This is a genomic window from Pseudomonas sp. DSV-1, from assembly GCF_035830915.1.
Lineage (GTDB): Bacteria > Pseudomonadota > Gammaproteobacteria > Pseudomonadales > Pseudomonadaceae > Aquipseudomonas.
Genome location: NZ_JAYMYG010000001.1, coordinates 5,215,353 through 5,233,017 on the forward strand (window position 1 = coordinate 5,215,353; position 17,665 = coordinate 5,233,017).

Annotated in this window: 16 protein-coding genes; 8 read left to right on the top strand and 8 right to left on the bottom strand. The window is 59.4% G+C overall.

The annotated features are described in order from the left end of the window. Positions 1-31: 31 nt before the first annotated feature. On the bottom strand, positions 32-1,261 hold the full coding sequence (serA, locus tag VSQ83_RS24210) for a phosphoglycerate dehydrogenase (protein ID WP_133075005.1): 1,230 nt from the start codon (positions 1,259-1,261) through the stop codon (positions 32-34). 206 nt (positions 1,262-1,467) lie between these two features. On the opposite strand from serA, the gene VSQ83_RS24215 reads away from it, so the two are divergent. The 7 genes from VSQ83_RS24215 (at position 1,468) to VSQ83_RS24245 (ending at position 8,361) form a co-directional block, all read left to right on the top strand. Then, positions 1,468-2,862, top strand: a complete 1,395-nt coding sequence (locus tag VSQ83_RS24215) for an FAD-binding oxidoreductase (RefSeq protein WP_019828298.1) — start codon at positions 1,468-1,470, stop codon at positions 2,860-2,862. A 44-nt stretch (positions 2,863-2,906) separates the two neighbouring features. Then, a complete protein-coding gene (locus VSQ83_RS24220; protein WP_133075006.1) occupies positions 2,907-3,572 on the top strand; it encodes a fumarylacetoacetate hydrolase family protein in 666 nt (221 codons plus the stop codon). Positions 3,573-3,747: 175 nt separating this feature from the next. After that, positions 3,748-4,788, top strand: a complete 1,041-nt coding sequence (locus VSQ83_RS24225) for a DUF5924 family protein (RefSeq protein WP_219261996.1) — start codon at positions 3,748-3,750, stop codon at positions 4,786-4,788. Positions 4,789-4,867: 79 nt separating this feature from the next. After that, complete coding sequence (locus VSQ83_RS24230; protein ID WP_326427659.1) at positions 4,868-5,998, top strand: ABC transporter permease; 1,131 nt, start codon at positions 4,868-4,870, stop codon at positions 5,996-5,998. Between the two features lie 8 nt (positions 5,999-6,006). Continuing rightward, a complete protein-coding gene (locus tag VSQ83_RS24235) occupies positions 6,007-6,798 on the top strand; it encodes an ABC transporter ATP-binding protein (RefSeq protein WP_219262038.1) in 792 nt (263 codons plus the stop codon). A 1-nt stretch (position 6,799) separates the two neighbouring features. Continuing rightward, entirely contained in the window at positions 6,800-7,738 is a 939-nt protein-coding gene (locus VSQ83_RS24240) for an MlaD family protein (protein WP_219261998.1), read from the top strand. After that, the gene (locus VSQ83_RS24245) at positions 7,735-8,361 is read left to right on the top strand and encodes an ABC-type transport auxiliary lipoprotein family protein (protein WP_326398839.1); all 627 of its coding nucleotides are present in this window, start codon (positions 7,735-7,737) and stop codon (positions 8,359-8,361) included. Before VSQ83_RS24240 ends, VSQ83_RS24245 begins: the two co-directional genes overlap by 4 nt. A gap of 113 nt (positions 8,362-8,474) precedes the next feature. On the opposite strand, the gene VSQ83_RS24250 is transcribed toward VSQ83_RS24245, so the two are convergent. From VSQ83_RS24250 to VSQ83_RS24275, 6 genes are all read right to left on the bottom strand, one after another. Further along, on the bottom strand, positions 8,475-11,537 hold the full coding sequence (locus VSQ83_RS24250) for an efflux RND transporter permease subunit (RefSeq protein WP_219262000.1): 3,063 nt from the start codon (positions 11,535-11,537) through the stop codon (positions 8,475-8,477). After that, positions 11,534-12,601: an efflux RND transporter periplasmic adaptor subunit gene (locus VSQ83_RS24255; RefSeq protein ID WP_326398836.1), complete on the bottom strand. Its 1,068-nt coding sequence runs from the start codon at positions 12,599-12,601 to the stop codon at positions 11,534-11,536. Before VSQ83_RS24255 ends, VSQ83_RS24250 begins: the two co-directional genes overlap by 4 nt. Next, positions 12,598-13,689 carry an efflux RND transporter periplasmic adaptor subunit gene (locus VSQ83_RS24260; protein ID WP_133075014.1) on the bottom strand — a complete coding sequence of 364 codons (1,092 nt, stop codon included), beginning with the start codon at positions 13,687-13,689 and terminating at the stop codon, positions 12,598-12,600. The genes VSQ83_RS24255 and VSQ83_RS24260 overlap by 4 nt, the downstream gene beginning before the upstream one ends. 148 nt (positions 13,690-13,837) lie before the next feature. Then, positions 13,838-14,620: a MetQ/NlpA family ABC transporter substrate-binding protein gene (locus VSQ83_RS24265; RefSeq protein ID WP_133075015.1), complete on the bottom strand. Its 783-nt coding sequence runs from the start codon at positions 14,618-14,620 to the stop codon at positions 13,838-13,840. Positions 14,621-14,754: 134 nt separating this feature from the next. Continuing rightward, the gene (locus tag VSQ83_RS24270; RefSeq protein ID WP_133075016.1) at positions 14,755-15,663 is read right to left on the bottom strand and encodes a sigma 54-interacting transcriptional regulator; all 909 of its coding nucleotides are present in this window, start codon (positions 15,661-15,663) and stop codon (positions 14,755-14,757) included. A 49-nt stretch (positions 15,664-15,712) separates the two neighbouring features. Beyond that, positions 15,713-16,294 carry an alpha/beta hydrolase gene (locus tag VSQ83_RS24275; protein WP_133075017.1) on the bottom strand — a complete coding sequence of 194 codons (582 nt, stop codon included), beginning with the start codon at positions 16,292-16,294 and terminating at the stop codon, positions 15,713-15,715. 121 nt (positions 16,295-16,415) lie between these two features. On the opposite strand from VSQ83_RS24275, the gene VSQ83_RS24280 reads away from it, so the two are divergent. Next, positions 16,416-16,895: an Mpo1 family 2-hydroxy fatty acid dioxygenase gene (locus VSQ83_RS24280; RefSeq protein ID WP_133075018.1), complete on the top strand. Its 480-nt coding sequence runs from the start codon at positions 16,416-16,418 to the stop codon at positions 16,893-16,895. A 108-nt stretch (positions 16,896-17,003) separates the two neighbouring features. Here VSQ83_RS24280 and VSQ83_RS24285 read toward each other — a convergent pair whose 3' ends face one another. Beyond that, on the bottom strand, positions 17,004-17,648 hold the full coding sequence (locus VSQ83_RS24285; RefSeq protein WP_133075019.1) for an HAD family hydrolase: 645 nt from the start codon (positions 17,646-17,648) through the stop codon (positions 17,004-17,006). Between the last annotated feature and the right edge of the window lie 17 nt (positions 17,649-17,665).

Consider the following 17,665-nt stretch of genomic DNA (forward strand, 5'->3'; position numbering starts at 1 on the left):
CCCGAGGGTCTCCCTTTTTAGTAACGCACGTTTAGAACAAAACGCGGCAACGGATCGTGCCGTTGACGGTCTGCAACTTCTCTTGCGCCAGGTCCGAAGACTCGGCATCCACGTCGATCACTACATAGCCAACTTTTTCGTTGGTTTGCAGGAACTGACCGGAGATGTTGATCCCGTTTTCGGCGAAGATCTTGTTGATCTCGCTCATCACACCCGGGATGTTCTCGTGGATGTGCAGCAGACGGTGCTTGCCAGGGTGAGCCGGCAGGGCCACTTCAGGGAAGTTCACGGACGATACCGAGGTACCGTTGTCGCTGTACTTGACCAGTTTTTCTGCCACTTCCAGACCGATGTTGGCTTGCGCTTCAGCGGTGGAACCGCCGATGTGCGGGGTCAGGATCACGTTGTCCAGGCCGCGCAGCGGGCTTTCGAACACGTCGTCGTTGGAGCGCGGCTCAACCGGGAACACGTCGATGGCGGCGCCGATCAGGTGCTTGTCCTTGATCGCGTCAGCCAGGGCATCCAGCTCAACCACGGTGCCACGTGCGGCGTTGATCAGAATCCCGCCCTTTTTGATGGCGCGGATTTCTTTCTCACCGATCATCCACTGGGTGGCTGCGGTTTCAGGAACGTGCAGGGTGACGATGTCGGACATGCCCAGCAGTTCGTGCAGATTGCCAACCTGGGTTGCGTTGCCCAATGGCAGCTTGGTCACGGTGTCGTAGAAGAACACTTGCATGCCCAGGCCTTCAGCCAGTACCGACAGCTGAGTGCCGATAGAGCCGTAACCGACGATACCCAGCTTCTTGCCACGGATTTCGAAGGAGTTGGCCGCGCTTTTGATCCAGCCACCACGGTGGCAGGAAGCGTTTTTCTCAGGGATGCCACGCAACAACAGGATCGCTTCAGCCAGCACCAACTCAGCCACCGAACGGGTGTTGGAGTACGGTGCGTTGAAAACAGCGATACCGCGTTCGCGAGCAGCGTTGAGGTCGACCTGGTTGGTGCCGATGCAGAAACAACCAACAGCGACCAATTTCTTGGCGCAGTCGAACACTTCTTCGGTCAGCTGGGTACGAGAACGGATGCCGATAAAGTGGGCATCAGCGATCTTTTCCTTCAGCTGGGCTTCAGGCAAGGAACTGGTGATGTACTCAATGCTGGTGTACCCGGCAGATTTGAGCACTTCAACAGCGGATTGGTGGACGCCTTCCAAAAGAAGGAACTTGATCTTGCTCTTATCGAGAGAAGTCTTGCTCATCTGCGTAAACCTGTGTCCCAGAGAAAAAATGGCAGGGAATGGACAGCGAGAGCTGACCTGGCCGGCGTGAAGACCGGCACCGAGAATCGTCCTACGGCTCGATTCTGCGGGGGGGTCGTATGCTAGCATAAGCGCCCCGCTAAACACCCATTCCTGCGACGTGAAGCGTTCTCAGGATGACCATGAATTGTTCGAGAGTTCTGTTGATGACCCATCCTGCCTTGATTGATGAGCTGAAGACCCTGGTAGAGCCTGGCAAGGTCCTGACCGATGCCGACTCCCTTAATGCTTACGGCAAGGACTGGACCAAGCATTTCGCCCCGGCCCCGCTGGCCATTGTGTTCCCGAAAACCACTGAACAAGTGCAGGCCATCGTGCTGTGGGCCAACGCCCATGACGTGGCGCTGGTGCCATCGGGTGGCCGTACCGGTTTGTCCGCCGCCGCCGTGGCCGCCAATGGCGAAGTGGTTGTGTCGTTCGACTACATGAATCAAGTGCTGGACATCAACCTGACCGACCGCACCGTGGTCTGCCAGCCGGGTGTGGTTACCGAGCACCTGCAAAACCTGGCCGAAGAAAACGGCCTGTACTACCCGGTGGATTTTGCTTCGGCAGGTTCCAGCCAGATTGGCGGCAACATCGGCACCAATGCTGGTGGTATCAAGGTTATTCGCTACGGCATGACCCGTAACTGGGTTGCGGGCATGAAAGTCGTGACCGGCAAGGGCGACGTGCTGGAGCTGAACAAGGACCTGATCAAAAACGCCACCGGCTACGACATGCGCCAGCTGTTCATCGGCGCTGAAGGCACCCTGGGCTTTGTGGTGGAAGCCACCATGCGCCTGGATCGCGCACCGAAAAACCTGACGGCGATGGTGTTGGGTACAGCCGATTTCGACTCCATCATGCCGGTGTTGCATGCCTTCCAGAGCAAGCTGGATCTGACGGCTTTTGAGTTCTTCTCCGACAAGGCGCTGACCAAAGTCATGGACCGTGGCGACGTGCCTTCGCCGTTCGAGACCGACTGCCCGTTCTACGCGCTGCTGGAATTCGAAGCGACCACCGAAGAAGTGGCCAATGCTGCGCTGGAAACCTTCGAACATTGCATGGAAGAAGGCTGGGTGCTTGATGGTGTGATGAGCCAGAGCGAAACCCAACTGCAGAACCTGTGGAAACTGCGCGAGTACATCTCCGAGACAATCTCCCACTGGACGCCCTACAAAAACGACATTTCGGTCACTGTGTCGAAAGTCCCGGCATTCTTGAAAGAAATTGACGCGATCGTCGGCGAACACTACCCGGATTTCGAAATTGTGTGGTTCGGTCACATCGGTGACGGCAACCTGCACTTGAACATCCTCAAGCCTGAAAACCTGAGCAAGGACGAGTTCTTCGCCAAGTGCGCGACGGTGAACAAGTGGGTGTTTGAAACCGTTGAGAAGTACAACGGTTCGATCTCTGCCGAGCACGGCGTGGGCATGACCAAGCGTGATTACCTGACCTATAGCCGCTCGCCGGTCGAGATCGAATACATGAAAGCCCTCAAGGCCGTGTTCGACCCGAAGGGCATCATGAACCCAGGCAAGATTTTTGCGGTTTAAACCCTAGCGACTACACAATCAGCATCCATCAGCGGAGTCGGTCAATGAGCTATCAGCACCAGTATGTCGACGGTACCCGGATTCACTTTCCTATCGGTAAAGTGGTGTGCATCGGCCGCAACTATGCCGAACACGCCAAGGAACTGGACAACCCGATCCCGTCTGAACCCCTGCTTTTCATCAAGCCGGGCAGTTGTGTCGTACCGCTGGACGGTGGTTTCGCGATTCCAGCCGAACGCGGTTCAGTGCACTACGAAGCAGAAATTTCGGTGTTGATCGGCAAGCCTCTGTCGAATAACCCAAGTGCTGAAGAAGTGCTGGACGCCATCTCCGGTTTTGCCCCGGGCCTGGACTTGACCCTGCGCGACAAGCAGACCGAGCTCAAGGGCAAGGGTTTGCCCTGGGAAATCGCCAAGTCGTTCGACGGCGCCTGTGTACTGGCCCCGTTCGTACAGAGCAGCACCTTTCCTGATCTGGCCGATATCGGCATTCGCCTGACCATCAATGGTGAAGTGCGCCAGGATGGCAACAGCGCCCTGATGCTCAACCCGATTGTGCCGATGATCCAGCACATGGCTGCGTGCTTCTCGCTGCAAGCCGGTGACGTCATCATGACCGGCACTCCAGTAGGCGTTGGTCCGCTGAATGTGGGCGACGAGTTGGTACTGGAACTGACCGGCGCCAGCCGCTTCGAAAGCAGCGTGCGTTAAGCGTGCGTTGTAGGAGCGGGCTTGCTCGCGATGGTCTCACCACGGTTTGCCTGACAGACCGCAGCGACTCAATCGCGAGCAAGCCCGTTCCCACAGTGTCATGAAGTCCCGGACGCGGAGCGCCTAAAACGCTATTCTGTCGAGGATATTTCCTATACAGAATGTGAACTGCCGAATGCCTAACTGGAACCTCCTCATACAGCGCGTCCTTGAGTTGATGAAGCGCTATCCGGGGCTCATTGCGGCGTTCGGTTTTTGCTCGGGCGTGGGCAGTTTTATCCTGGTGGACCGTCAACAGGGCATGGCCCGCTGGATCGCCGTGATCCTGCTGGTGAGCTGGGTCTGGTTGATGCTGGAAAACAGTTTTACCCAGCTGTTCAGCCGGGTATTCAAACGCGAGATACCCCCGCCGCTGCTACGTTATGCGACCCAGATGATCCATCAGGAAAGTCTGTTTTTCGTGTTGCCGTTTTTCTTTATCACCACCACCTGGAACAGCGGGCAGCTTGTCTTTACCGGGCTTTTGGGTGTGTGTGCCCTGATCACCATCACGGACCCGCTGTATTACAAATGGCTGGCCCCCCGGCGCTGGCTGTTTTTGGCGATGCACACCCTCGCCCTGTTCGCGGCGATGCTGACGGCGCTGCCGATCATCCTCAACCTCACCACCTCCGAGAGCTACAAGCTGGCGCTGGGCACTGCTGTGCTGCTTTCAATCCCCAGCCTGGCCGTGAGCCTGCCGCTCAAGACCTGGCGCGGCTGGCTGGTGCTGCCGCTGATTGTCCTGGCCCTGGGCGGCACCGGCTGGCTGCTGCGCTCCTGGGTGCCGCCTGCCACGCTGTGGATGACCGAAGTGGCGGTCACCACACAACTGCAAGACCGCACGCCGGGCGAGAGCATTAAAGAAATCAGCGTCAGCGAGTTGCGTGGCCGTGGCCTGTACGCTTACACCTCGGTCAACGCGCCGCGGGGTTTGAACGAGCGGATTTACCATGTATGGCAACTCAACGGCCAGGAGGTCGACCGTATCGCGCTCAATATTCAGGGCGGGCGCAAAGAGGGCTACCGCGCCTGGACCCACAAGCAGAATTTCCCGCCCAACCCGGTGGGTCGCTGGCAAGTTCGGGTATTGACTGAAGATGGGCAATTGATCGGTGTTTTGCGCTTTCGGGTTAACCCAGATCAATCCGCGCCTGTGCCTGTTCAGGCAAACTGAAACACTTTTGCAGGATTGTGCTATTACATAAGGTCTGTGTTCAAACGTACTTAGCTGGGAGCTTAAGACTATTACGGCCATGGCGGGCAATGCCCAATTAGACACTTCCAGTAACCCGGCGCGGCTGTTGATCAGCGGCGACTGGACGCTTGCCCATTACACCCGCCTCAAGCAACAGACCGAGCAACTGATGGGCAAGTACGACGCCCGGACCGCTATCAACCTGGATGACGTGACCAGTATCGATACGGCAGGTGCGTCACTGCTGGTGGAGTTGCTGGGTGCCGAGCGGGTCGGCCAGTTGACCGACACGGCACAAAAACTCCCCGCCGCAGACCGCGCCTTGTTGCAGACGGTCTATTCCTCGATGCGCGACTTTTGTGTGCCGGTCAAAGCCGCCCCGCAGAACGTCGCCATCCTGTTGCTCAGCCGCATCGGCAGCGCGGTTTACAAGCTGTGGCAAGACACCCTGCAATTGCTCGGCTTTATCGGCCTGATCCTGCAAACCCTGGCGCGTAACCTGTTCAGGCCCAAGCAATGGCGCATCACGCCGGTAGTGGCACACATCGAGCAGATCGGCCTCAACGCTGCCCCGATTGTGATGCTGCTGACCTTTATGGTGGGCGCCGTGGTGGCATTTCTGGGGGCCACGGTGCTGGCCAGCTTTGGTGCGGGGATCTTCACCGTCGACCTGGTGGCGTTTTCCTTCCTGCGTGAGTTCGGCGTGCTGCTGACCGCCATCCTGCTGGCGGGCCGTACCGCCAGTGCCTTTACGGCGCAAATCGGCTCAATGAAAGCCAACGAAGAAATCGACGCAATCCGCACCCTGGGTCTCGATCCGATGGACTTGCTGGTGCTGCCACGGGTGCTGGCCCTGTTGATCGCCCTGCCGCTGCTGACCTTCCTGGCCATGATGTCGGGCATCCTCGGCGGCGCGGTGGTGTGCGTGGTGTCGCTGGGTATTTCCCCCGACATGTTTATTTCGCTGTTGCACTCCGATATCGGCGTTCAGAACTTTTTGGTGGGCATGGTCAAGGCACCGTTCTTTGCCTTTCTGATCGCTGCGGTGGGCTGCCTTGAAGGCTTTAAAGTCAGCGGCAGCGCCGAATCGGTCGGTGCCCACACCACGTCCAGCGTGGTGCAATCGATCTTTATCGTGATCGTCCTCGACGCCGTGGCCGCGTTGTTCTTCATGGAGATGGGCTGGTGAGTACTTCCCTGCGCAAGCCCGGCGAGGCGGTGATCGAGGTGCGTGATCTGTGCAACCGCTTTGGCAGCCAGAGCGTGCACGAACACCTCGACCTTGATGTGTACAAAGGCGAAATCCTGGGAGTGGTTGGCGGCTCCGGTACCGGTAAATCGGTACTGCTGCGCAGCATTGTCGGCTTGCGTCGACCCACTGAAGGCCAGGTGCGGGTGTTTGGTCAGGACTTGATGAGCCTGCAAGAGGCCGAGCGCTCGTTGATCGAGCGGCGCTTCGGTGTGTTGTTCCAGCGCGGCGCGTTGTTTTCGTCGCTGACCGTGACGGAAAACATTGCCCTGCCCCTGATTGAACACGCGGGTCTGAGCCGCCCTGACGCCGAGCACCTGGCGTGCGTCAAGCTGGCGCTGGCCGGGTTGCCGTTGTCGGCGGCCGATAAATACCCCTCTTCGTTGTCGGGGGGGATGGTCAAGCGCGCCGCGCTGGCACGGGCACTGGCACTGGACCCGGACATCCTGTTTCTTGATGAGCCCACCGCCGGGCTTGACCCGATAGGCGCGGCGGCGTTTGACCAACTGATTCTGACCCTGCGCGATGCGCTGGGCCTGAGCGTGTTTCTGGTCACCCATGACCTGGACACGCTGTACACCATCACGGACCGGGTGGCTGTGCTGTCGCAAAAACGGGTGCTGGTGGCGGCACCCATCCGCGAGGTCGAAGACTTCGACGACCCGTGGATTCACGAATATTTCCATGGCCCCCGTGGCCGCGCCGCATACGAAGCGGCAACCCAGCTTAAGGAGCAATGACATGGAAACCCGTGCCCATCATGTATTGATCGGCTTGTTCAGCGTCCTGGTCGTCGTCGGGGGCATGCTGTTCGGTCTGTGGCTGGCCAAGGCGAGCATGGACAGCACGTTCAAGGACTACGAAGTGGTGTTCAACGAAGCCGTCAGCGGCCTGTCCAAAGGCAGTTCGGTGCAATACAACGGCATCAAGGTGGGTGACGTCATTGAGTTGCGACTGGACGACAAGGATCCGCGCCGCGTGCTGGCACGCATCCGCCTGGCCGCCAGCACCCCGGTCAAGGTCGACACCAAGGCCAAGCTGGCCCTGACCGGCGTGACGGGCACCTCGATCATCCAGCTCAGTGGCGGCGACCCGAACAGCCCGGACCTCAAGGGCAAGAACGGCAAGCTGCCGGAAATCGTGGCCTCTCCGTCTCCGATTGCCCGCCTGCTCACCGACGGCTCCGACCTGATGGCCAACGTCAACATGCTGCTGCATAACGCCAACAGCCTGTTCTCGGAAGAGAACGTCAGCCGCGTCAGCAAGACCCTGGACAACCTTGAGCAAACCACCACGGCCATTGCCGGTCAGCGTGGCGACATCAGCCAGACGCTGAAACAGCTGGCCCAGGTTGGCAAGCAGGCCAGCGCCACGCTTGAGCAGACCACCGCGCTGATGCGCAATGCCAACGGCCTGCTGAGCACCGATGGCAAGCAGATGTTTAGCAGCGCAGAGCGCGCCATGAAGTCGCTGGAACAGAGCAGTGCGACCATCAACACGCTGATCGACAACAATGAGGACTCGCTCAATAGCGGCCTGCAGGGTCTGAATCAACTGGGCCCTGCGGTCAACGAGCTGCGCGAAACCCTCGGCACACTGCGCTCGATCTCGCGGCGCCTGGAAGCCAATCCAAGCGGTTACTTGCTGGGCCGCGAACAGAACAAGGAATTCACTCCATGAAGCGTACCTATCGCCTGGCAGGCTCCATCGTGCTTGCGACAAGCCTGAGTGTGCTCAGCGCCTGTTCGATACTGCCCAAGCCCGAGATGGTCGACGTGTACCGGCTGCCGGCTGCGCAAGCGCCCATGGCTGCGAGTCACAGCGCGCCGGTGAAGTGGTCGTTGCGCCTCGACAAGCCGATGGCCAGTGGCGCCCTGAACAACCAGAACATCGCCGTGGTGCCCGAGGGCAACCTGATCAGCAACTACAAGGGCGCACGCTGGACTGACACCGCACCCGTGTTGATGCGCAATCGTCTGCTTGATGCCTTCTTGCAGGATGGCCGAATCCAGGGCCTGAGCACCGACGACAGTAACTTGCAGGCCGATTACGAGTTGGGTGGAGAGTTGCTGGCGTTCCAGACGCACTACAACGGCAAAAGCCCTGAAGTGCTGATCCAGTACAACGCCCGTCTGGTTCGCAGCAGCGATCAGCGTGTGATTGCCTCCAAACGGTTCGAAGCACGTCAGCCCCTGAGCAATCCATTGGTGCCGGGCGTGGTTGCAGGGTTTGGCCAGGCCAGTGATGTGCTGATGCCGCAAGTGGTGCAGTGGGTCATGCAGCAAGGGCAAGCGCAGCGCTGATTGCCCTTGCTTCAGATCATGTGGGAGCGGGCTTGCTCGCGACAGGAATGACGCGGTTTACCGGGTAAACCGCGCCGTCTCAATCGCGGGCAAGCCCGCTCCCACAGGGGTCATCAAACATGGGCTGGCGGCGGCTCTTTGTTCTCCTTGATCTTGTACGAGGCCACATACAGCGCTGGCAGGAACAGCAGCGTGAGTAAGGTGGCCGACAGGATGCCGCCAATCATGGCGTAAGCCATTGGTCCCCAGAACACGTCGCGGGCAATCGGGATCATCCCCAGGCTGGCCGCCGCTGCAGTCAGCAGGATCGGTCGGCGACGGTGCTGGGTGGCTTGCATCACGGCATGCCACGGGTCATAGCCGTCGCGCTCGTACTGGTCGATCTGGGTCACCAGAATCACCGAGTTGCGCACGATGATGCCCACCAGCGCCAAAATCCCCAGAATCGCCACAAAGCCCATCGGCGTCCCGGTGGGCACCAGCGCCAGCACCACCCCGATCAACCCCAGCGGCGCCACACTCACCACCAGGAACATCTTCTTCACGCTTTGCAGCTGGATCATCAGGAAGGTGGCCATCAGGAACAGCATCAACGGCACCACCTTGGCGATCGGGCCTTGGGCCTTGGCGCTTTGTTCTACCGTACCGCCGGTTTGCAAGGTGTAGCCCTGGGGCAGGCTTTCGGCAAACTTGTCGATCTCAGGCTTGAGTTGCGCCACCAGGTCGGTCGGTTGCATCGAGCCACGCACCGAGGCCTTGAGGGTCAGGGTGGGGATCCGGTCCCGGCTCCATATCAACGGTTGCTCCAGCTCGTAACTTACCGTGGCAAAGGCCAGGAGCGGAATCGAAGTGCCGCTGGGGGTGGTGATCTGCAGGTTGAGCAGGGTTTCAGGGGTGCCGCGCTCACTGCTGTTGGCCCGCCCGACGATGTTGACCAGGTAGATGTTGTCCTTGACCTGGCTGATGGCGGCACCGCTGACGATGCTGTTCATCACATGGGCCACGTCCTCGGACGACAGTCCGAACTGGCGGGCCTTGTCCTGGGCAATGTCGATGCGCAAGACCTTGCCGGGTTCGTTCCAGTTGAAAATGGTTTCGCCGACGTTGGGGTTGGCGTCGAGCACGGTGGCCAGGTCGATCGAATACTTGCGCACCAGGTCGATGTTTTTGCCGCTGACCCGGTACTGCAGCGGTTGCCCCACCGGAGGCCCCAGTTCCAGGGTATGGACGAAGCTGCCGACCCCCACGAACTCTTCGCGCAGACGCTTGTTGAGACGCTCCATCAAGGCGTCGCGGCTATCAAGCCCGGTACTGACGATGACCAGTTGGGCGTAGAAGGGGTTTTGCAGTTGCTGGTCCAGCGGCAGGTAGAAACGGATTGCACCTTCGCCGATGTACGAGCTCCAGCGCACGATATCCGGATCGCCCTTGAGTGACTCTTCAAACCGCTGGGTAACTTTGAGGGTTTCCTGAATTGAAGCGTTTTGCGGCAGGTTCAGGTCGACCAGGATTTCGGGGCGATCGGATGCCGGGAAAAACTGGTTCTGCACCAGCCCCATGCCGAACACCGACAGCACAAACATCAGCACCGTGGCGCCGATGGTCCACCAGCGATTACGCATGCACCACAGCAGAGCAGTGTTGAAAGCCCGGGCCAGGCGCCCGGGTTCTTCGGACTTGGGTTTAACCTTGGCACTCAGGATATGCACACCCAGCACTGGCGCGAACAGTACCGCCACCACCCACGACACCAGCATCGCCACGGCAATCACCGCGAACAGGGTGAAGGTGTATTCCCCCGCCGAGCTGTTGTTCAGACCGATGGGAACGAAACCTGCCACCGTCACCAGGGTGCCGGTCAACATCGGGAAGGCTGTGGAGTGATAGGCAAAGGTGGCGGCCTGCTCCTTGGTTTCCCCCAGTTCGAGGCGCGTGATCATCATCTCCACCGTGATCATCGCGTCATCCACCAACAGGCCCAGGGCGATGATCAGTGCACCCAGCGACACCCGCTGCATGGCAATGCCGGTGAATTCCATAAACACGAACACCAGCGCCAGTACCAGCGGGATCGAGATCGCCACCACCAGGCCGGCTCGCAGGCCCAGGCTGATGAAACTCACCGCCAGCACGATGACCACGGCTTCAAACAGCGCACTGGTGAAGCCGCTCACGGCTTCTTCAACCACCTGCGCCTGATCGGACACCATGTGTACGCCCACCCCCACCGGCAACTCTGCGGTCAGTTCATCGATGCGCTCCTGCAGTTGCTTGCCGAACTCCTGAATGTTGCCGCCATCAATCATGGCGATTGCCAGACCAATGGCGGGCTTGCCGTTGTAATGAAACATGGGGGCCGCCGGGTCAACGTAGCCCCGGGTGATGTCGGCGATGTCGGCCAGGCGGTAAAAACGGTCGTTGACCCGCAGGTTCACCGCGGCCAGGTCTTCAACACTGTGGAACTGCCCCGAGGTACGCACCGACATGCGTTCGGGACCCGCTTCGATGACCCCCGCAGGGGTAACGGCGTTCTGGGCTTGCAGGCTTTCCAGTATTTGCTGTTGATCAAGGCCCAGCGCTGCCAGCTTGCGGGTCGAAAAATCCAGGTAGAAGGTTTCTTCCTGCTCGCCAATGGTCATCACCTTGCCGCGATTGGGTACATCGCGAATGCCGGTGCGAACCTGCTCCACGTAATCGCGCAGCTGGCGCATGGTGAAGCCGTCGCCGGTGAAGGCGAAGATGGTGCCGTAGACATCACCGAACTCATCGTCGAACCCCGGGCCTTGAATGCCCTGGGGGAAGTCGCCGCGAATGTCGCCGATTTTCTTGCGCACCTCGTACCAGATATTCGGGATGGCATCGGCCTTGGTAGTGTCCTTGAGGAACACAAACACTGTGGACTCGCCAGGGCGGGTATAGCTTTGCACGTAGTCGAGGGAATCCAGCTCCTCGAGCTTTTTCTCGATGCGGTCGGTGATTTGCAACCGGGTTTCATCGACCGTGGCGCCGGGCCAGCGGGTCTGGATCACCATGGTTTTGATGGCAAAGGACGGGTCTTCGGCCCGGCCCAGATTGATGTACGAGAAAATCCCGGCGACCACCGCCACAAACATCAGATACCAGACGAATGACTGATGTTTCAGAGCCCACTCGGACAGGTTGAACTTCCCATTCATTGCGAGCTTTCCTTATCGAGTCTGACTTTCTGCCCAGGGGTAAGGCTATGCACGCCTGCACTGACCACCATGTCGCCGGTTTTGATGCCGCCAGATAACAACACGCTTTTTGCATCGCGCCGCAGAACCGTAACGTCACGGGGGCTGACGGTCTGGGTTGCGGCGTCGATGATCCACACGCGGGTGTGGCTGTCGGTTTCCTGCATGGCGGTCAGTGGCAGTTGAAAGTGCTCGGCGGTCGGGCTGCTGACGGTCACGCTGACCGAGCTGCCAAGTCGAAACGCCGCCGGGGTCGAGTCCAGTGTCAGGCGGGTGCGTCGTGTGCGGGTTGCACTGTCGGCCTGTGGAGCGATTTCGCGGATATGGGCGCTGGTGTTGATGTTCGGGTCGAGCTGGCCGGCAACGCGGAACTCGATGCCTTTGGGCAACGCCTCGGCCAGCGGTCCCGGCAGGTCGATCACCGCCTCTTTGATTTCAGGTCGCGCCAGGGTGACGACTTCCTGGCCGATGCTTACCACTTGCCCGGCCTCGGCCTGCCATTGCGTGATCACGGCGTCATGGTCGGCGCGCAGGTTGCAGTAACCGAGCTGATCCTGGGCCTGATTCACCGCCGCCTGTGCCTGTTGCACCGAGGCCTGGGTGGTCTTGAGGTCGGCTTGTGCCGTGTCCAGTTGGGCCTGGGCGCCCACACCACGGTCGAACAGCTCTTGCTGGCGGCGGGCGTTGGCTTTGGCGTTGATCAATTGCGCTTGTACCTTGGCCAGGTCGCCCTGTGCCGAACGCAACTGATTTTGCTGATCGGTGGGGTCGAGGTTGGCCAGAATGTCACCCTGTTTGACCACCGTTCCCACGTCGTAATAACGGCGCACGATGCGCCCCGGCACACGAAAGCCCAAGGTACTTTCGTAGCGGGCTTCGATATTGCCGGCAAAGCGTCCCAGATCTTGCGCCAGCTCTGGCTGTGCCACCACATACAGTGCGGGCCGAATGGGTTCGGGGGGCTGTTTTTCAGAGCATCCCGCCAGCAGTGCGGCGGCCAAGGGCATCATCCACAAACGCCTCATAGTTGAACTCCCTGGGCTGGAGTGGGGACGATTTCAACCTTCATGCCGGGGTGTAGCAATTGCCCGCCTGCGACCACGACTTTTTCTCCATCCTTGAGCCCTTCGCTGACGATGACGCTGCCGGTCAGGTAGCGCCCGACCTTGACCCGCTGCAGGCGCACGTTGTTTTGTTCGTCGGCGATCCATACGGCGGGCTCGCTGATGTCCTTGGTCAGGGCTGACCACGGCAACTCAATGCTGGGGCTGGAGGGCGGGGTCAGGTTGACGCTGACAATCGAACCCAGGTCCATGCCTTTGGGCAGTGCATCCAGTTGCACCTTTATTTGCAGCGTGCCGCTTTGTGCCGCCACGGTGGGGGTGATTTCGCGGATCTGGCCGTTGACCTTGATCGCCGGATTACTCAAGAGCGTGACCTGAACCGTGGGGTCCTTGGGCGGCTCGATAAACAGCGATTCGTACACGTTGAACACCGCATCCCTTGCACCATCGCGAGCCAGGGTGAATATCGGCATGGTGGCCTGCACCACTTGGCCTACCTCGGCCTGGCGCGCCGTAATAATGCCGGGCGCCTCGGCTTCAAGATTGCTGTAGCTCAATTGTTCACGGGCGTTGGCCAACTGCGCCTGGGCAGCAGTCAAGGCACTTTTGGCGCTGAGCTGGGCGGCGTTGGCAGCGTCGTATTCGCTTTGGCTGGTGTAGCCTTTTGGCAGCAGCTTTTGCTGACGAATAAACGCAGCACGGGTTTGCACCACTTGTGCCTGTTGCGCATTGACGCTGGCCTGGGCAGTTTCGACCTGGATCTTCAGGTCCTTGGGGTCGAGGCGGGCGAGCACCTGATGAGCCTGGATGTGGTCCCCCACGTCCACCTTGCGCTCGATAATCTTGCCGCCTACGCGAAATGACAGCTGGGTTTCGATCCGGGCCTGAATATCACCGCTGAGTTGAATGGGCGCAGCGAACGCTCGAGTGCTTACCTGCTGCACATACACCCTTGGGGACAAAGGCTCCTTAGGACCCTCTTTGCCGCACGCGGTGAGAAACGCCAACAGGCTCAAGCCCAAAATGCCCGTGTTCAGTGGACCTGCCATGCAAGCTCCTTTGCGTGATGCCGATTAACATGCGGATACGGGTGATAGCGTAGAACAGGGTTTTCAGTCTGTGGGACTCAATGTTCCGACAAATAAAAACGCCGACGCTATATAAGCCGTCGGCGTTTTCAGTGGAACGTGTGCTTGATCAGAACGCTGGCAGCACCGCGCCTTTGTATTTTTCAGCGATAAAGGCTTTTACTTCCGGGCTGGTCAGGGCTTTGGCCAGCTTCTGGATGGCCGGGCTGTCCTTGTTGTCCGGACGGGCGACCAGGAAGTTTACGTACGGTGAGTCAGCACCTTCGATGATCAGTGCGTCGGTGGCCGGGTTCAGGCCAGCTTCCAGCGCGTAGTTGGTGTTGATCATGTCCAGGTCGACCTGGTCCAGTACCCGTGGCAGCAGTGCCGACTCAAGCTCTTTGAACTTGAAGTTGTGCGGGTTCTTGGCGATGTCTTTTGGGGTGGACACAGCGTTGGTCGGGTCTTTGAGTTCGATCAGGCCGGCCTTTTGCAGCAGGATCAACGCACGACCGCTGTTGCTGCCTTCGTTAGGGATGGCGATGGTTGCGCCGTCTTTAAGCTCGGACAGGTGTTTGATTTTTTTCGAGTAGCCGCCAAACGGTTCAACGTGAACGCCGATCACGGTTTGCAGATTGGTGCCTTTGCCTTTATTGAAGCTTTCGAGGTAAGGCAGGGTCTGGAAGTAGTTGGCATCCAGGTGTTTCTCGGCAACCTGGACGTTAGGTTGCACGTAGTCGGTGAACACTTTGATTTCCAGATCCACGCCTTCTTTGGCGAGGGTCGGTTTGATCAGCTCAAGGATTTCGGCGTGGGGAACAGGGGTGGCAGCCACCACCAGTTTTTCGCCAGCCTGTGCCAGGCCTGCCGTCAGAGCAGCCGCCAATGCGGTAAACAACAGAACCTTTTTCATGCAATACCCTTAAGTGTGTGACCGTTCGCAGGACGGTTTTATTGGAAGACGAAACAGACAATACCGAGATTCTTTATTCCAGAACAATAACTTTTATTCAGCTTGTTATGCCTTTTTGTTCACTTGAGTTTTATTCAGCTCAAGGCCTGTGGGAGCAATTGCTTGATTGCCGCCAACTCCTGTCCTGTCGCCCCCTTGATAAACAGCTCAATCTGGCTCAGTGCGTCGGGCAGGTTCAGGTGCTCGGGCTGGATCTCGTCGCCGGTGCTGACCAACAGCGCAAAATGAATCACGTTTTCCAGCTCCCGGGTGTTGCCCGGCCAGCTATAGCGCTCAAGCACCCGCTGCGCGCCGTCGCTGATAAACGGTACGGGCAGGTTCAGGCGCTGGCTGTAGATGCCTAAAAAGTATTCGGCCAGCGACAGGATGTCACCGGGCCGTTCGCGCAAGGCGGGTAACTCCAGCCTTCCTTCGCTGAGGTAGTGATACAGCCGCTCGTGGAATTTGCCGGCACTGACCGCCTGCGCCAGATCGATGCTGGTGGCCGCCACCAGGCGCACGTCCACAGGGCTGGGTTGATGAGCGCCTACGCGAGTGACTTCGTGGGTTTCCAGAGCCGCCAGCAGCTTGATCTGAATCGCCAGGGGCAAGTCGCCAATTTCGTCCAGATACAGGGTGCCGCCATTGGCCGAGCCAAACCAGCCGGCGCGGCTGCTGGCCGAACTGTTGTGTGCTCCGGCGGCATAGCCGAACAGTTCGGCGTCTGCGTAGGTGGGGCTGATCGCGCCGCAGTTGACCGACACGAACAAGCCGGTGCGATCGCTGGCGCGGTGGATATGCCGGGCCAGCAGTTCCTTGCCGCTGCCGGTTTCGCCACGAATCAACACCGGTAGCGCACGGGGCGCCAACAGTTCCAGATCGTTGCGCAGTGTGCGTGAGCGAGGGTCGACAAACACCAGCGCCTTGGCGCGAATGCTCAGCGGGCTTTTTTCCGCGTCGGGAAAGGTCAGCAATGGCTGGCCAAAAGTTTCATGCAGGCTCATGACAGGCTCCCACCCGCAGCCGTTGGGTGGGCGCGGGCGTTTCAAAAATTCATGCTCGGCGCAGGGCACCGTGCTCGATGCGGGTTTGCAGGCGGTACAAAAAGGCGAAGCCTTGCTCCCAGCGCTGGTGTCCGGATTTGACGTTGATATGCCCAGCGCCGCTGATCACGCCAATTTCGGCGCCCCACTGGCGGGCGAACTCCATCGCCCGTGGCGCACTGACCGCCCCATCGTTATCCGAGGTGACAATCTGGCTGGGGAACGGCAAAGGCTGGCTCGGGATAGGGGCAAAGTTGCGCAAGGCGGGCGCACAGGCGGGACGTTCGACATCTGCCGGGGCCACCAGCAATGCGCCGCGTACTTGGCCAAGCAGGCTTTCTGGCGCACGCTCGGCCCAATGGGCTACCGTGATGCAACCCAGGCTGTGGGCAATCAGAATCACGGGGGTGCTGTCGGCGGCAATGGCTTCGGCCAAGGCAGCGATCCAGTCTTCGCGTCGAGGCGTGAGCCAGTCGGCCTGCTCCACCCGGGCACTGTTCGGTAAGCTGTTTTGCCAGTGGGTTTGCCAATGATCGTCGGACGAACCTTGCCAGCCCGGCACTATCAAATAGCGAATCGAATCGTTGCCCATGGGTCTGCGTCTCCAGCGGTATGTGTGTTACCGAGTCAGTATAGGGACGGTTTTTAGATTCGCTAAGGAATAAGAAGCTATTTGTTTATAACCAAAAATAAGATAGTGAGGGTTCTGCACCATGAAAAGCCTGGTCGACCATCTGAGCCAATATGCGGCCTATCACCGTGATCCGCACAATATCGCCACCCATTTCGTGGGTATTCCGCTGATTGTGATTGCCGTGGCGACGCTGCTATCGCGTCCGCAATGGGCAGGTATTTCCCCGGCGGTGCTGGTGATGCTGGCCAGCGCGGTATTTTATCTGCGCCTTGAGCTGCGTCTTGGGGTGTTGATGACGGTGCTGCTGGGGTTGAGCGTCTGGCTGGGGCACACGCTGGCGGCGTTGAGCACCGCCGCCTGGCTGGGCTGGGGCGTGGGTTTATTTGTCGTGGGCTGGGTGTTCCAGTTTGTGGGGCATTACTACGAGGGGCGTAAACCGGCGTTTATCGATGACGTGACCGGGCTGATCGTGGGGCCGCTGTTTGTGGTGGTGGAGCTCGGTTTTCTGCTGGGCTGGCGCGAAGATTTGCGCCGCGCGATCGAACTGCGCAGAGCATAGGTAGTCGCTGCCGAAGGCTGCGAAGGGGGGCGCAGCCCGCCGTTTCCCTGAGATCCATGCAGATCCCCTCGCAGCCTTCGTACCTCGTCAGCGACTACCCGTCCGGGGTTACTTGAACGCCTGATGCAGCTGCGCCAGCGTTTCAAAGTGGTATTTGGGCGCAAACGAGTTCAGTTCTTCGAAACTCCCAAAGCCATAACCCACAGCCGCTGCGTCCATGCCGTTGTCGCGGGCACCGATCAAATCGTGCTTGCGGTCGCCGATCATCAGGGTCTGGGCGGGGTCCAGTCCTTGCTCGCTGATCAAGTGAGCAATCAGCTCGACCTTGTTGGTGCGGGTGCCATCCAGTTCACTGCCGTAAATCACGTTGAAGTACTTGGCGAAGTCAAAGTGACGGGCGATTTCACGGGCATACACATGGGGTTTTGACGTGGCGATAAACAGTTGGCGACCCTGTGCCACCAGCTCTTCAAGCAAGGGTGTGACGCCCTCGAATACGTGGTTTTCATACAACCCGGTCACGGCAAAACGCTCGCGGTAGAACCCCATCGCTTCCCACGCCTTTGCCTCGTCAAAGCCATAGGTGGCCATGAACTGCTGCAGCAGCGGCGGCCCGATAAAGTGCTCAAGCCGGGTGAGGTCAGGCTCGTCAATGCCCAGCTTGCCCAGGCCGAACTGGATCGAACGGGTGATGCCTTCCCGTGGGTCGGTCAGGGTGCCGTCAAGGTCGAACAATACGTTTTGGTAATGCATGCAGAGCTCCAGAATAG